Below are 13,572 nucleotides of genomic sequence, written 5' to 3' on the forward strand. Positions count from 1 at the left end.
GCGTTTTTACACAACCAGGGTCAAACACGGCCCTTAAGCGCGCCCGTGTAGAGGTCCACTAACCCCGCAGGTCCGGACATTCGGTTAACTTCAGCTCAGTGCCAAAAGACGACCTTCCCTGCCGATGATAGGACCTCAAGCGCACGAGCTGTTCGTCACAGGAGACCAAGGGCTCTCGGCAGGTAGAGTGAGAGCTCCGGAACGAAGGTCGTGATAATCATGACGGGCAATGCGACGACGGCCATCATCAGGAGCGCCGGCCCAACTGCTTTGTGAACAGAGACCTTCCCGATCCTGCATGCCATGTACAGGATTGGTGCCATAGGAGGGCTGTTGGCCCCGATCACCACGGACGCCGCCACAATCGACGCAAAATGTACCGGATGCACGTCAACCGACGCCATCAGCGGGACGAACAACGGCGCAATGACCACGGTTACGGAGACATCGTCAATCAACGCGCCGGCGATAATCAGGAATACGTTTACCGCTAGCAGGATCATGATCGGTTCCTTGACCAGCGCGCTGACAACCTCGGTGAGTTCCTGCGGGACGCGCTCAGCAACCAGGATACGGCCGATCATGAACGAGAACAGCAGGATGAGAATGATCGAGCCGGTGGTCTCGGCAGCCGCAATGACGCTCTCGCGAAGGCGTCCCCACGTGAGATCCCGGTAAATAAGGAACCCGATGATAAGCGCCGCCAGGACCGCCACGGCAGCAGCCTCAGTCGGAGTGAAGATCCCACCATAAATCCCGCCGAGGATGATAACCGGCAAGGACAAAGCGGGCAGAGCGGCCGCCGCGATCCTGCCGGGTGACCGGCCGGTGAACTCTGGGAGCGCGGCTGACGCCTTCTCATGAACAAGGCGGCCGACACTGAACCAGTTGAAGAGGATCAAGCCGATGATCAGGAGGATACCTGGCCCAATCGACGCCACGAAGCAGGCGGCTACCGATTGTTGGGTCGCCACCGCAAAGAGGATCATCGTAATGGACGGTGGAATGAGAATGCCGAGCAGCGACGAGATCCCCAGAAGAGCCGAGGAGTAGCCGCGGGGATATCCTCGCTGTTCCATGGGATCGATCATGATCGTCCCGATGGCGGCAACAGCAGCCGTCGCCGTTCCGGCGATGGCGCCGAAGACGCCCGAAGCCAGCACGATTGAAGCACCAAGCCCTCCTCGCCGGCCACGAACGAGCACCTCGATGAATTCCACGAGGCGCCGCGCGATTCCCCCCGACTGCATGAGGTATCCTGAGAGGACGAACAACGGCAGTGACAGAAGGACAACTGAGTTCAGCGATCGGAAGCCTTGGAGCATCAACGTACTGAGGTTCACGTCATAGACTAACGTCAGGTAAGCGACGACGCCGGCGAATGCCCACGCCACTGGGATGCCAAGCATCAACAGGACCACGAGCAGGAGGATAGCCATCAGTCCGTCCATACCTAAACCCTCCCTGTCAGAGGTTGGGACGCGCGCTTGGCCTCTGCCAAGGCTCGCATCCCGGTGACGACATCGCGCAGCGCATAAGCGCAGCAGCCCACTGCAGCGACACCCACTGCGGCTTGGGACACCCACAGCGGGAGCCCGAGCGCTGGTATGGTTTGAGGCCGCTTCACACCCCAGGCGAACATCTGGTAGGTCCAGGCGACGAAGAAGCAGGTAATCACCAGGGTCACGAGGGCAACGAACACCCGGTGCACGGCTTGGGCCCAGGGATTGCTCAGGAGCTGTGGCACGAGGTCAACCACGAGGTGCTCGCGCCGTCGGCTCGCAATCAGCGCACCGATCATGTAGAGCCACATTGCGGCCAGAACGCTCAGCTCGTTCAGCCCGACAATGGACCAGTTGAGGACATAACGGGAGAACACGAGAAAGACGAGGAGACCGGCGACAAACGCACTTGCTGCGAGTGCCACCCAATCCAGGACTTTCGAGGTGATCCGATCAAGCTGTGCAAGTTTGGCTAACATGGTGGCCTCCTACGGGAGGATGGGGCTCAGAAGGAGCCCCGGAGTGAGGCATCAGAACTTTGCGGAGTTCTCGCGAACGGGCTTCATGAGCTCCGAGCCAATGTCCTTTTCCAGCCGCGGCCACACCTCGGTGCGGACCTTTTGGGCAAGAGTCTGGATCTCCTCGGGCTTGGGCTCGATATACTTGTTACCCTTCGCCTTCCACTTCTCGACAAAGGACTCGTCCAGCGCGCGGGCCTCCTTGAACTGCTTCTGCATCACGGAGAGGGCGGCGTCCTGCACGACCTTCTGCTGCTCGGGCGTCAACGCCTCCCACTCCTCGAGATTCATGGTCAGCATGCCGGTGAGGAACTGCTGCTTGGTCTGGACATAATGATCCAGGACGTCGCGGAAGTACTCGTAATCCCAGTAGATCACGTTAGCGGCGTCGCCATCCACGACGCCGGTCTGAATGGCGCTGAAGAGCTCGCCCCAATCGACAGTCGCCGTCTGGTAGCCGAGCGCCTGTAATGTCTCGCTGAAGGGAAACACCGGCGGCACGCGGACCTTGATGCCCTTCGCGCCGTCGACCGTCGTGGCGAACCGCCCCTTGGTGGCGACGCCGTTGAAGCCTTCGGGCCATGCGCCAAAGAATTTCAGGCCAATTTGAGAGTAGACATTGTCCAGGATCTTGTTGAGCCAGCCGCCGGGCTTGTAGGCCTCAAGCGCCTCCTCCCAGGTGGTGAACATGTAGGGCGTGTACAGGACACCGATGCGCTTGTCGTACGAGGTCAGCGGCCAGTTCAGCATCAGATCGACATCGCCGGCCACGAGCAAGTCGAACACCTCCTGCTGACCGCCGAGTTCATTCTGATAGTAGATCGATACCTTGACGTCGCCTTTCGTCCCGCTCTCGATTGCCTTGGCCCAGGCCTCAATGGCCGCGCCCGCAGGCGATCCCTTTGCTCCGGAGTCGGTGGCCATCTTCAGCGTCTTCGCTTCAGCGAAGCCCACTGAGATGGAGGCCGCTAGTATTGCGGCGAGTGCGAGTACCTTTGCCTTCTTTGCCATGTCTTCCTCCTTGGGTTGAGGCTCCGTTCCCCGATGCCACTCTCCGGTGACTAAGGGGGAGCCAAGATGCCTAGGCTTCGTGTCTGGCGCGCCATAACTCCCAGGCGAAACGGGTCCGGACGCCCACGTCCAGGAAGGGCCGCGGCGGGACACTGCTCGGCGTGCCGAGGCTTTGCATGTCGGCGATCAGCGGATTGTCCACGCCGCAAGCCATATCGGCCGCCAACAGCCCGCTGATCGTGCCCTTGGCCACACCGACCGCGTTCTGGCAGACGGCCGTGTAGACGTTGGATGCGACACGGCCGAACCCGGGCGCTCCGTTACGGGACAAGCAGATGTACCCGGTCCAGGTGTGCTCCATGCCCACGTTGGTGAGCATGGGAAACCGCTCGTCGAACAGCCGCTTGTGCTCGACCTGGATCTTCCGCCGCCGCTCATCCGATTGCCGGAAGCTCGGGCAGAAATGAATGTTCTGCCGGATGAGGATGCGGCGGTCCGGCGTCAGTCGCATAGTGATGCCGGCAAAAGCGTTGGCCGGGGTCAGCCCCCATGGCTCGATGCTGCCCAGGGCCTTGTACTCCGCGGCGGTCAGGCGTCGGCTAAGGCTGGCATGTGCCGCAAAGGTAAGCAGCCGCCCTTTGTAAAAGCCAAACTGCTCCGCAAAGCCATTCACGCCCAAGATCATCACCGGTGCGTGGACACTTCCTTTAGGGGTCGTCAGCGTCACGCCATTGCGATAGTCGGCCTCGATGACCGGGGTATGCTCAAAGACGCTGACGTTTTCAGGCAAGCTGTCGGCCAGACCCCGAGTCAGGGCGGCCGGGTTCAGCAGGACGGTTCCAGGGGTGAACACCGCCGCAGCGAAGTGCGGAGAACCGAGCTTTCCCCCGAGCGCGGCCTTGTCGTACCAGGTGTAGGGCTCTCCGAGGCGATCGAGTTCCTTTACAGTGGGCTCCAGAACTTCCTTGACGCCCTGCTCGGAAACCGCGGCATGGTACTTGCCGACAGGGCTCCAGTCACAGGCAATCCCATGCCGCTCAATCTGCTGGCGGTGATAATCGATTCCGGCGCGGGCCAGTCGCAGATAGCGGTGCGAGGCCTCGAGCTCCTCCATGGAGCTGCCGACGTTGTGCGGCAAGTCGATCGCGAAGCCCGAGTTGCGGCCAGAGGCGCCCTCGCCGGCTTCCTGCGCCTCGATGACGACGATCTTGTCATTCGGCCGGTTCTCGGCGAGCCTCCTAGCGGCAGCAAGACCTGCAAAGCCAGCTCCGATCACGACCCAGTCGGCTCGGACAATCCCTTGAAGGGGTGGATTTGGCATTCGGTGCGGAAGTATGCGGCTCCAGCCGTTGGTGTTGTCGTCAGCCGGAAGAACATTTATTTTCGGCATGCCGCGTCCTCAGCTCTGCCTGATTGCCCAATTCGCAGGATGGATGGCGTAAGCGACGAGGGCATTCTCCGCCTCGTAAGTCAGCGCGGTTCCTGCCGGCAACCAGACGCTGTCGTGCGGGCCGGCCTCGAGGACGCCGTCCTGTGTCCGCACCCGCAGGCTGCCATCGAGCACAAAGAGAACTTCGTCATACTGGACGGTCCAGTCGATGCGTGCATCGGTAAGGCGCACGTAGCCGGTCCCGAGTTCGGTTTTATCGGAGGGTCCCGAAACCTCGGCCAACTGGGCCATGTCGCCCTTCTGGGCGCGCGGCACAAAGGTCAAGTCGGAGAACCGCCGGACGCGTGGCGGCGCCTTGGGCTCACTCATTGTTTCCTCCATGTAGCACGGTGACGTTTTAGTTGTATTATCCGTGCGGGGCTGTATGCTTCCATACATGTCTGTTTGGTGAACGTACACATATGTTTGGACCGGGTCAATGAGCGATCAAGAATTGCTGCGGAAAGCCGCAGCTGGCGGCCAGGATGACGAGGCAGCCCGGCGCCTGGGGCGCTCGGACTGGCTTGCGACAGCGGTGCAGATTTTCCTCAGCGAAGGCATCGAGGCGGTCCGGATCACTCGCCTAGCCGATGCCCTTTCCGTGACCCGCGGCAGTTTCTACTGGCATTTCAAGGATCGCGACGATCTGCTCGATGGCTTGATTGCCTTCTGGTCGCAGAAGAACACCGCAGCCATCCTGAGCGCCATCGAGGGGGCTGGAACGCTGTTGGATGGAATCCTGGCCATCTTTGATGCGTGGATTGATCCCGGACGTTTTGATCCGCGGCTCGATCAAGCCATGCGGGATTGGGCGCGCCGGTCGGACGCCGTGCGGAGCGCTGTTGCCGAAGCCGACGATATACGGGTGAGGGCGATAGAAGCGCTGTTCGCCCGGTTTGGCTATGGCTCGCCCGAGGCCTTCATTCGCGCCCGCATCTTTTACTTCACCCAGATCGGCTATTACGCACTTAGTCTGGAGGAGCCCCTCGCCCAGCGGCTCAGCTACCTGGAGGCGTATTATGAGACCTTCACCGGAGTGCCAATGGATTCGGAAGCCGCAGCCGCTTATCGCAGCAAGCACTTAGGGTCGCCTGATCCGTAGGCCCTTACCGTGGCACGAAATACACGGGCCATCCCAAGGTTGGCGGAATGGGTGCGCCCGCAGCGGCACCGTCCTGACAAACGTGCCGGGGCAGTCCCTCCCGCGTTGGGGAGATCTCATGCTGCCACCGCTTGCAGACAGTCGAGGAGGACTTCGCCGGAGTCTGTCCGAGCACTCACGCGCTGCACGGCGGGATGGCGAGCCAATCTGGCGGAGACCAGTTCCGCGTCGACGGAGATCGGGACGCGCAGGGTGACGATTGCCGACGCGATCCCATCCGCCTTGGCTGCAAGCGTCAGGCTCTGAAGGTCGAAGCCAAAGCGTTGGGCGTCGCTGAGGAGACGGATTGCCCCGTCGTATGGATCGTTGAAGACGGCCTCGACAACGATCTCCCGCATCGGTTCTGCCCGCATCCTACCCTCCGAAATGAACACCTCACCTGAGAAGAACTTATCGGTGTCCGGCCGGGATTTCTTGCTGAAATGGGCAGCCTATGATCTGCTTGAAGGATAGAATGCGGGAAAATGACGGTGAGACAGAACAGCCATTCTGAGCATCGGCTCGGCCGTGACAGGCCATCCCTCGACCGGATGGACCGCAAGATCCTCTCGGCGCTCCGGAGCGATGGCCGGCTCACGATGGCCGAACTTGCCGAGAAGGTGGGCCTGTCCCAATCCCCCTGCTGGACACGCGTGAAGCGCTTGGAAGCCAGTGGTGCCATCGATGGTTATGTTGCGGTCCTCAACCACAGGGCTATCGGGGTACCGAACGTGGTCTTCGTTGAGGTGACGCTCGACCGGCACGACGAGAACATGCTCGGGCAGTTCGGCGATGCACTGGCGAAGATCCCGGAGGTGGTCGAGGCGCATCTGGTGACCGGAGACTACGACTACCTCGTCAAGGTGGCGGTTGCGGACACGGAGCACTACGAGCGCTTCCTGAGGGAAAGCCTTTACCGGATTCCGGGCATCCGCCATTCGCGCTCGACATTTGCCCTCCGTGAACTGAAGAGAGCCATCTCGGTCGATCCCCTGCTGCTGACGGACAGGTAATCCCGACCACCGCCCAGAGCAGGTCATGTTCCGGCCCATGGCTCCTTCGACGGCACAAATGCGATCGGCGCTTCGTTCTCCAGGCTGGAAGGGCGGATTTCGCCCCGGGTCGGTTCGTCTACTGCGATACAGATGAAGTCGTCGTGAGTTCTCGGAGATTACACGACCTCTGAGAGCTCCCGACTACCACGTCAACGACCCAGTCTCGTGTTGAAGCGCGCCTGAAGCTCCTCAAACGAAATCAGCTCGCCCGCGATGGCGCTGGCCGCGACCGTGGGAGGGCTGGCAAGCCAGACCTTTCCAGGGCCCGAGCGGCTCCGCCTCCAGGGCACGCTCGACGGCCTCGACCTGGCCGCGGATCCGGCGCACCCGCGCCAGAAGCTTCGCCTTGTCCTTGGTGGTGTGGGCCATGACCGCTTGCTCCGCACAAAATACGGTAGGGGGTACAGTAATTTACCCAGGCCATTGCAACCCTTCTCTTCCTGATGTTTCCCAGTGTCGGGTTGGCCATGCCGTGGCCGACTTGTTCGCACCAAGGATGCACGGCACTTGACTCTACCATGATGGGAAGGTTCAGAAGGGTTGGGACCAGAGCGAATCGAGGATCCCGACGATGCATCTCTTCCACGTGCCCGGCCTGACGTGCGGTGGCTGCCTGGGGTTCGTCACACGAGCCTTGCACGGCATAGATCCCGCGGCCCACATCGAGGCCGACCTCCCGGCCCGCACGATCCGCGTCATCTCCGCTCGCTTTGAGTCCGCGCTCCTGCGTGCCCTGCGGGACGCCGGCTATGCGGCCGCCCCGGTTCTCCAGCCGTGGGGCTGACCGCCATGCCCCCCGACTTGTTCATGCCATCGTTTCGTGGGACACACCCGCTTCTAACGAACAGGAGCGATTCCCCCTTGCGGCTGGTGGGCACCCTCATCGTTGCTCTGCTTGCGTTCACCATGGCGATCTTCCCGATCTCCGTGCCGCAGGCGGCCGCGTCGGCCGGGCATCCGCACGCCGCGACAGCCGGCGCGGGGCACACGCATGCCGCCCTCGGCGGGGATCACGAGCATCCTGACGGGGTTGGGTCGCACGGCACCGACCTGGGTGCTGCGGCCGATCACGACCAGGGCTCGCACGATTGCTCCGGCCCCGTTTGTTGCAGCATGGGCACCTGTCATGCCTTCCAGGCCAGTGTACTTCCTGACCTCTCCTCTCCTGCGATGTCCACGATCCCAGTTGCATTGCCCGGCGACGAGCAGGTCGAGGGCATCACCGCAGGTGGCCTCGACAGGCCCCCACGAACCGTCTGAGCCAGGCGCGGGCGTGTGACGCCCGCACGCATCGGCATGACTGCGTCCCAAGGCCCAGCCATGCCCGACCTGAAGCTCGAACCGGACATCCTCCCGACCCAGTGATCAGAACGCCAGGCCCGTGATGAGGGGCGGACGCATGCCGCCCCCGCAGCAATCCTGACGTCGACCCTGCCGCGGAGGTCCGCCCGAAGACGGATCCCATGCTGAAGCTCACTCCACTCGCGGCACTCGGCCTCGGCCTGGCTGCCTGCATGCCTTCCCAACACCCCTCCCATGTCGTGGCGGCGGCCGATCCTGCCGTGGGCGTCCGCCCGCCGGCCTACTCCTCCGTCACCGCGGGCGTGCGCGGCTACGACGTCGTCGAGCCCCTCGACTGGCGCGAGCTCAACCGCCGCGTCGCTCCTGTGCCCGATCCGGAGCGGGACGACAGCGACGATGCCGCCCCACGCGGCCGGTGACCCATGCGCCAGGAAGACCACACAATGACTGCCAAAAATTTCGCGGGACCAACCCGCAGGCTGCGGCTGCTCGGGGGCGTCGCCGCCACCTTCCTGCTCGGTGGCTGCGTCTCGTTCTCGCCCGATGCCGGGCTCGCCCCGGCCCAGACGGTCGCCTACACCGAGCTAGGCAAGGACGTCGTCAAGATCACCAGCGAGGCCGAGGCCGTCGGTATCCAGCAGCGGGTCGAGGACTTGGTGAGGCGCCCGCTCACGCCGGACAGTGCGGTCCAGATCGCGCTGCTCAAGAACAGGGGCCTGCAAGCCGCATTCAACGAACTCGGCGTCTCGGAGGCCGAATACATCCAGACGAGCCTGCCCCCAAACCCGACGATCTCCCTGTCCCGCCTCGGCGGCAGCCTGGAGCTGGAGATCGAGCGCCAGATCCTGATCGGGCTATTCGAGCTGGCCACCCTTCCCGCCCGGACCGCGGTCGCCGAGCAGCGCTTCCGCGCCGCCCAGTTCCGGACCGCCGAGGCCGTGCTCCGGCTCGCGGCCGAGACGCGCCGAGAATACTACCGGGCCATCGCCGCCAGCCAGCAGGTCGCCTTCATGCAGCAGGCGCTCGGCACCGCCGAGACCGCCTCCGAGCTTGCCAGACAACTCGGCGAGAGCGGGGCCCTCAACAAGCTGGAGCAGGCCCGTGAGCATGCCTTCTACCAGGAACTCGGCGCCCAGCTCGCCCGCGCCCGGATCGAGCAGAAGGTCGCCCGCGAGCGCCTGATCCGGCAGCTCGGGCTGTGGGGCCGCGACATCGACTTCCGCCTGCCGAACTCGTTGCCACCCCTGCCCGCCCGGATCGCCTCGGCGCAGGACATCGAACGCCGGGCCTTGGAGCGGCGTGTCGACCTCCAGGCGCTTCGGCACGACCTGGGCGCCGTCGCGGGGCAGTACGGCCTGACCAACGCTACCCGGTTCATCTCCGACATCGAGCTCGCCGGCCTGTCCAGCTACGAGCGCGTGAAGTCCGTCACGGAGGATCACGGCGAGGTCGCACTCGAGAAGGAGAAGATCAACCGCCGGGGTCTCGAAGTCGAGTTCACGATCCCGATCTTCGACTTCGGCGCGGTGGGCGTGCGCAACGCGCAGGAGACCTACATGGCGGCGGCCAACCGCCTGGCGGAGCGGGCCGTCAACGTGCGCTCCGAGGCGCGCGAGGCCTACCTGCGCTACCGGGGCAACTACGACCTTGCCCGCCATTACCAGAGCCGCGTCCTGCCCTTGCAGAAGCGCATCCAGGACGAGGCCCTGCTCCAGTACAGCGGCATGCTCGTCGACGTGAGCCAGCTGATCCTCGATGCCCGTGCCCGCATCCTCAGCAACGTCGACGCCATCAACGCCCGCCGCGACTTCTGGATCGCCGCCACCGATCTCAAGGCTGCCCTCGTCGGCGGCGGTTCGGGTGGCGGTGCCGAAGGCGGTGGGGAATCCGTGGCCGCAGCCGCCGGCGGTGGCGGCGCTGGCGGACACTGACAAGGGAGACATACATGACCGATCTATCGCGGAGAGGTTTCCTTGGCGCGGGCGGGCTGGCCCTTGCCGGAGCCTCCATGGTGAGCGGGCGCACGCAGGCGGCCAGTCTGCCCGAGGCGCCGATCATGACCGAGGCCACGATGCAACCGCCGCTCTATCCCAGGAGCGGGCCGGACTACCAGCCTGTCGTCACGCTCAATGGCTGGACCCTGCCCTGGCGGCAGAACGGCGACTGGAAGGAGTTCCATCTCGTCGCCGAGCCCGTCGTGCGCGAGCTCGCGCCCGGCATGAAGGCGCATCTCTGGGGCTACAACGGCCAGTCGCCGGGTCCGACCATCGAGGCGGTCCAGGGCGACAAGGTGCGTATCTTCGTGACCAACAAGCTGCCGGAGAACACGGCGGTGCACTGGCACGGCCAGCTCCTGCCCAATGGCATGGACGGTGTCGGCGGCCTGACCCAGCCGCACATCCCGCCGGGCAAGACGTTCGTGTACGAATTCATCTGCCAGAAGTCCGGCACGTTCATGTACCACCCGCATTCGGACGAGATGGTCCAGATGGCGATGGGCATGATGGGCTTCTTCGTCGTGCACCCGCGCGATCCGGCCGAGCGCCGCGTCGACCGTGACTTCGTGTTCCTGCTCAACGCCTTCGACATCGAGGCCGGAAGCTACGTGCCAAAGGTCAACACGATGCTCGACTTCAATCTCTGGTGCTGGAACTCGCGCGTGTTTCCCGGCATCGACCCGCTCGTGGTGCGCCAGGGCGACAAGGTCCGCATCCGGTTCGGCAACCTGACCATGACCAACCATCCGATCCACATGCACGGCTACGACTTCAAGGTCACCGGCACGGACGGCGGCTGGGTGCCGGAGACGGCGCAGTGGCCGGAGGTTTCCATCGACGTGGCGGTCGGCCAGATGCGCGCGTTCGAATTCGTGGCCGATGCGCCGGGCGACTGGGCGATCCACTGCCACAAGTCGCACCACACCATGAACGCCATGGGCCACGACGTGAAGACCTACATCGGCGTGAACATGAAGAAGACCGCGCCCGCCATCAAAAAGGTTGCGCCAGGCTACATGCCCATGGGCGGCAGCGGCATGGGTGAGATGGGTTCGATGGAGATGCCTCTCCCGGACAATACGCTGCCGATGATGACGGGCTTCGCCCAGTTCGGCCCAGTCGAAATGGGCGGCATGTTTTCGGTCGTGAAGGTGCGGCCGGGCCTGGCGGCCGACGATTACAAGGACCCGGGCTGGTACAAGCACCCTGAGGGCACGGTCGCGTACGAGTGGACGGGCGAGAAGCTCGCCGAGCCTGCCCGCGCGACATCACCCGGCAGCGGCGCCGAGGCGACGGAGTTCCGCGCCATCGATCCACGCAAGAGACCCGTCCGCACCGCCGGCGGCCACGACAATCACTGATCTCGACGAGAACCGATGCCAAAGGAGCAATCGATGAAGCTTCGTCTATCCACTCTCATGGGCGCCGCAGCGGCACTGGCGCTGTCGACCACCCTGGCTCTTGCAGGGCCCGGTGAGGCCGGCCACAGCCACCGGACCTTCGCGGCTGGCGAACCGGGCGATCCGAAGAAGCCTGTCGCCCGTACCATCGAGGTCACCATGAAGGAGACCGAGGACGCGAAGATGCTGTTCGAGCCGAACAAGGTCGAGATCAAGCGCGGCGACCAGGTGAAGTTCGTGCTCAAGAACCACGGTCAGGTGGATCACGAGTTTATGCTCGACACGGTCGAGCGCAACGCCAAGCACAAGATCGCCATGGAGAAGAACCCGGACATGGAGCACGACGACCCGAACGGGAAGCGTCTCGCACCGAAGGGCTCCAACGAGATCGTCTGGCGCTTCACCAAGGCTGGCACCTTCGAGTTCGCCTGCCTGATCCCCGGCCACTACGAGTCCGGCATGCACGGCACCGTCGTCGTCAAGTGACGGCTCCAGTCCCCTCATCATCAAGATCCGAAAAGGAGTTTCCGATGAAACGTATCACTCTTGGCCTGATCGCCGCCCTGAGCCTCTCCGGGACCGCCCTCGCGCAGAACCTGCCGATGGTCCCCGGCACCGTCGAGAAGGTCGACACCGCGCAGGGCAAGATCACCATCGACCACGGCCCAATCAAGAACCTGGACATGGAAGCCATGACCATGGTGTTCCGCGCCCAGGATCCGGCCCTGCTCAAGGGCATCAAGGCCGGCGACAAGGTCCAGTTCACCGCCGACCGGGTGAACGGGCAGATCTCCGTCACCTCGATCAAGAAGGGTTCGTAAGCCCGCCCCGCGGCCTCAATTCCGCGGGGCGGTTCGTCCGCCTCAACAGAGGGAAACCGCATGAAACGCCTGACCGTCACCCTCACCGCCGTCGGAACCGTCCTGGCCCTCGCCGCCATCGGCCCGGACCATCCCGCGCAGGCCCAGCCCGCCAAGGGGGCGCCAGCCGCCTATGAGCGCGTCCGCGAGGTCATGGACGACCGCTTCAAGGACATGAAACTCGCCGGCGAGCCCGACAGGGATTTCGCCGCCCTTCTCATCGCCCACCACGAGGACCTGATCTTTCTCGCCCGGACGCAACTGGAGCACGGCGCCGACGAGCAGCTCCGCCGGATGGCGCAGAGAATCATCGACGAGCAGCAGAAGCAGATTTCCGAGCTGAAGGATTGGCAGGTCCGAAACCGCCAGCCCGACTACCGCGCCAAGGCGAACCAGGCGCCGCACGGCTCCGGGCCGCTCGACCGGACGGCCGCGACGGCCCCGCAGGTCCAGGCCGCCGCTCCGGTGCAACCCGCCGCGCAGGCTCCCGCCAGCCAGCTCCCGATGGTTTCGGGAACGGTGGAGAAGGTCGACGCGGGCGCGGGTAAGGTCACGATCGATCATGGCCCGATCCCGAACCTCGACATGGACGCCATGACCATGGTGTTCCGGGTTCAGGATCCTGCCCTCCTCCAGGGCGTGAAGGCCGGAGACAGGGTGCAGTTCCAGGCCGACCGCGTGAACGGGCAGATCTCCGTCGTGAGGTTCGGGAGCGGCGGAGCGCAATCGGCTCCGAGCCAGTCCGCGGTCCAGCCAGTCGCGGCGGCGAACCTGCCCACCGTTTTGGGGACTGTCGAGAAGGTGGACACGGGCGCCGGCAAGATCACCATCGACCATGGGCCGATCCCGAACCTGAACATGGACGCGATGACCATGGTGTTCCGCACGCAGGACCCGACGGTCCTGAAAGGCGTGAAGGCCGGCGACCGGATCCGGTTCCAAGCCGCCCGCGTGAATGGCCAGATCAGCGTCGTGAGAATCCAGAAAGGGAAGTAGCGGCTGCGCACCGGCAGCCCGCTTGCACCGCCAAGCTCTTGATGCCGATCAAGGCACCCAGACGTCGGATCGGCTACGGCTCCTAGCGGAGGAGAACGTGATGGCGTTGGGCAAACCGAGATCGACCGCGCCTTCAGCCCCGCGGAAGCCCCAGGCGCGTCTCCGGGTCGTGAGCGACGAGAAGTTATCGGGGGAGGCAAGTGGCCCTTCCTCCAAGCCTGCGACCGCGTCCGAAAATCCCTGGACAGCGTTCGGTGATCTCACGGCCTATGCCAAGGACATCGCCGAGCGCTCGGTCCTGTTTTGGGACACGCTGCGGCGGCGGGCCGACAACAGGACCACCGCCAAGGCGGTGGCCCGG

Annotated in this window: 16 protein-coding genes and 2 pseudogenes; 11 read left to right on the forward strand and 7 right to left on the reverse strand. The window is 64.1% G+C overall.

All coding sequences use genetic code 11. The features are described from left to right. Positions 1-155: 155 nt before the first annotated feature. The 5 genes from AA309_RS27665 to AA309_RS27685 form a co-directional block, all read right to left on the reverse strand. Positions 156-1,439: a TRAP transporter large permease gene (locus AA309_RS27665; protein ID WP_200902065.1), complete on the reverse strand. Its 1,284-nt coding sequence runs from the start codon at positions 1,437-1,439 to the stop codon at positions 156-158. Between the two features lie 14 nt (positions 1,440-1,453). Next, a complete protein-coding gene (locus tag AA309_RS27670) occupies positions 1,454-1,981 on the reverse strand; it encodes a TRAP transporter small permease (protein ID WP_047192249.1) in 528 nt (175 codons plus the stop codon). A 51-nt stretch (positions 1,982-2,032) separates the two neighbouring features. Beyond that, positions 2,033-3,031 (reverse strand): TRAP transporter substrate-binding protein DctP, encoded by a 999-nt coding sequence (gene dctP, locus AA309_RS27675; protein ID WP_047192250.1) that lies wholly within the window; start codon positions 3,029-3,031, stop codon positions 2,033-2,035. A 70-nt stretch (positions 3,032-3,101) separates the two neighbouring features. Next, the gene (locus tag AA309_RS27680) at positions 3,102-4,421 is read right to left on the reverse strand and encodes an NAD(P)/FAD-dependent oxidoreductase (RefSeq protein ID WP_047192251.1); all 1,320 of its coding nucleotides are present in this window, start codon (positions 4,419-4,421) and stop codon (positions 3,102-3,104) included. Positions 4,422-4,430: 9 nt separating this feature from the next. Next, positions 4,431-4,790, reverse strand: a complete 360-nt coding sequence (locus AA309_RS27685; protein ID WP_047192252.1) for an ethanolamine utilization protein EutQ — start codon at positions 4,788-4,790, stop codon at positions 4,431-4,433. Positions 4,791-4,899: 109 nt separating this feature from the next. Between AA309_RS27685 and AA309_RS27690 the strand changes: the two genes are divergently transcribed. Next, entirely contained in the window at positions 4,900-5,562 is a 663-nt protein-coding gene (locus tag AA309_RS27690; protein WP_047192253.1) for a TetR/AcrR family transcriptional regulator, read from the forward strand. A 116-nt stretch (positions 5,563-5,678) separates the two neighbouring features. Here AA309_RS27690 and AA309_RS27695 read toward each other — a convergent pair whose 3' ends face one another. Continuing rightward, positions 5,679-5,975, reverse strand: coding sequence for a hypothetical protein (locus AA309_RS27695; RefSeq protein WP_047192254.1), 297 nt, complete (start codon positions 5,973-5,975; stop codon positions 5,679-5,681). A 111-nt stretch (positions 5,976-6,086) separates the two neighbouring features. On the opposite strand from AA309_RS27695, the gene AA309_RS27700 reads away from it, so the two are divergent. After that, positions 6,087-6,614 (forward strand): Lrp/AsnC family transcriptional regulator, encoded by a 528-nt coding sequence (locus AA309_RS27700; protein ID WP_047192255.1) that lies wholly within the window; start codon positions 6,087-6,089, stop codon positions 6,612-6,614. A gap of 315 nt (positions 6,615-6,929) precedes the next feature. Here AA309_RS27700 and AA309_RS36905 read toward each other — a convergent pair. Further along, positions 6,930-7,025: pseudogene (locus AA309_RS36905) on the reverse strand (metal-sensing transcriptional repressor); the annotation flags it as partial. Between the two features lie 202 nt (positions 7,026-7,227). On the opposite strand from AA309_RS36905, the gene AA309_RS27710 reads away from it, so the two are divergent. From AA309_RS27710 to AA309_RS27755, 9 genes and pseudogenes are all read left to right on the forward strand, one after another. Beyond that, positions 7,228-7,440, forward strand: coding sequence for a heavy-metal-associated domain-containing protein (locus tag AA309_RS27710; protein WP_047192256.1), 213 nt, complete (start codon positions 7,228-7,230; stop codon positions 7,438-7,440). A gap of 77 nt (positions 7,441-7,517) precedes the next feature. Further along, positions 7,518-7,916 (forward strand): hypothetical protein, encoded by a 399-nt coding sequence (locus AA309_RS27715; RefSeq protein ID WP_047192257.1) that lies wholly within the window; start codon positions 7,518-7,520, stop codon positions 7,914-7,916. Between the two features lie 254 nt (positions 7,917-8,170). Continuing rightward, positions 8,171-8,377 (forward strand): hypothetical protein, encoded by a 207-nt coding sequence (locus tag AA309_RS27720; protein ID WP_150117803.1) that lies wholly within the window; start codon positions 8,171-8,173, stop codon positions 8,375-8,377. A gap of 24 nt (positions 8,378-8,401) precedes the next feature. After that, on the forward strand, positions 8,402-9,889 hold the full coding sequence (locus tag AA309_RS27725) for a TolC family protein (RefSeq protein ID WP_047192259.1): 1,488 nt from the start codon (positions 8,402-8,404) through the stop codon (positions 9,887-9,889). 14 nt (positions 9,890-9,903) lie between these two features. Next, entirely contained in the window at positions 9,904-11,316 is a 1,413-nt protein-coding gene (locus AA309_RS27730; protein WP_047192260.1) for a multicopper oxidase family protein, read from the forward strand. Between the two features lie 33 nt (positions 11,317-11,349). Beyond that, complete coding sequence (locus AA309_RS27735; protein WP_047192264.1) at positions 11,350-11,841, forward strand: cupredoxin domain-containing protein; 492 nt, start codon at positions 11,350-11,352, stop codon at positions 11,839-11,841. A gap of 44 nt (positions 11,842-11,885) precedes the next feature. Continuing rightward, complete coding sequence (locus tag AA309_RS27740) at positions 11,886-12,176, forward strand: copper-binding protein (protein WP_047192261.1); 291 nt, start codon at positions 11,886-11,888, stop codon at positions 12,174-12,176. Positions 12,177-12,236: 60 nt separating this feature from the next. Then, positions 12,237-13,211 (forward strand): copper-binding protein, encoded by a 975-nt coding sequence (locus tag AA309_RS27745; protein WP_244470520.1) that lies wholly within the window; start codon positions 12,237-12,239, stop codon positions 13,209-13,211. A gap of 100 nt (positions 13,212-13,311) precedes the next feature. Then, positions 13,312-13,572 (forward strand): annotated as a pseudogene (locus AA309_RS27755) (hypothetical protein); the annotation flags it as partial.

This window comes from Microvirga vignae, assembly GCF_001017175.1.
In the GTDB taxonomy this organism is placed as follows: domain Bacteria; phylum Pseudomonadota; class Alphaproteobacteria; order Rhizobiales; family Beijerinckiaceae; genus Microvirga; species Microvirga vignae.